The following is a 1,394-nucleotide window of genomic DNA, read 5'->3' as shown; positions in this document are numbered from 1 at the left end:
ATCCCCTTTACGTTCAAAAAGCCCCCGTCGGGCATCCGCAGGGTAAGGGGCTCGTACGGGATGCCTTCATTGGCATGAACCCGTTTGCGCTGGTGATAGATCTGCCCGTTCCGGAACAGCACGACCCGGCTGTCGGCGGTGTAGCCACTGACATAATTCATGAAGGTGAACACGCCGCTTCCATCCGGGAACAGGCTGACTTTTGTATTGTAGTAGTTGCCCGGCACCCGGTTTTTGAACCCAAATCCTCGTACAAAGTTCAGCTGTTCATCCAGTTCGATGACGCCGGCGTGGTGCAGGTCCGGGCCCGTTAACGCGTTGGGCCGGTCGCCGGTGGTGGCGCCGCTCAGCAAAATGTGCCCGTTGTGCTGCCGCACCACTTCATAGGTTCGGAACAGGCGGGGCGAATACGAATTTTCGGCCGCCAGCTGCAAATGTTTGCGGTAAATGGTGTCGCCGTTGGCTTTATTGAGGGTCATGACACTGAGGTAACTCTCGTTATACGACCCTCCGTCCAGTTGAAACAGCTGCAGGTTGCCGGCATTGACCTGCAGGCCGAACACCTGGTCGTTGTCGCCCCAGGTATCGTAGGCATTGCTCCATACAATGCGGCCGTCGGCAGGATCGATTCGGGTGACGGTGCTTTTCCCGGTCCAGTGATGGCCGGCAAAATAAAGGGCGCCGCCGGCCGGGTCTTCCTCCAGGCCATGCAGCACAAAATGGTCGCCGCTTCCGTTAAAGCCTTGCCAGAACTTCGACTCGTAAGTCTTCAGCCAAAGGATATTGCCGTTTTTGTCCAGCAGGGTAAGCACGAGGTCGTCGTTTTTTGACAGGTTGTTGGTGGTACGGCCCGCCAGCAGGATCGAGCCGTTGCGGAGTTCCACCGCCTTGAAGTAGATCATGTAATCAAAAGCCCTGTGGACGGAGCTGTCGTACAATTTGGCCCAGATGACGTTGCCGCGGGTGTCGGTCTTCATGCAAAAGCCGCCGGCTACAAAAGGGTCTTTTGAAAAATCGGCAAATTCCCCCGGCACGATCACGTTGCCATCGGCCGTAAAGGTCGGGTCGCCGGAATAGAGCACCAGGGAATCCTGCCGAAGGAAATTGCGGCCCGATACGGCATAACAGCTATGGGCAAAAGGAACCGCCGCCTCGCCTAGAACCTTTGGAGCAGGAGCCCGCATGGCCTGCATCCGGCCCTTGCCCGGCAGGGGAACAAGTCGCTTCAGGCCACGGGCCGGCGGTTCGCCCTTCAGGTGGCTGAACCGGGAACGCTGGTCGTACAGCAGGCGCAGCGAATCCTCCGGTGCGCCGGTGGCGGCCCGGCCGGCGGGCGGCCGCTGGTGGGCAGAGCCCTGTTGGGCATAAAGCGGCGACAGGTGCAACAGGATGCA

1 protein-coding gene is annotated in these 1,394 nt (G+C 59.3%); it reads right to left on the bottom strand.

All coding sequences use genetic code 11. The annotated features are described in order from the left end of the window. On the bottom strand, positions 1–1,394 hold a 1,394-nt coding region (locus tag V9K67_RS26965), incomplete at both ends, for a hypothetical protein (RefSeq protein ID WP_336728227.1).

It is taken from the genome of Huijunlia imazamoxiresistens (genome assembly GCF_037132455.1).
GTDB classification, from domain to species: domain Bacteria; phylum Bacteroidota; class Bacteroidia; order Chitinophagales; family Chitinophagaceae; genus Flavisolibacter; species Flavisolibacter imazamoxiresistens.
Note: the sequence above shows the minus strand (reverse complement) of the source record. Positions and strands in the feature narration are given on the sequence as shown.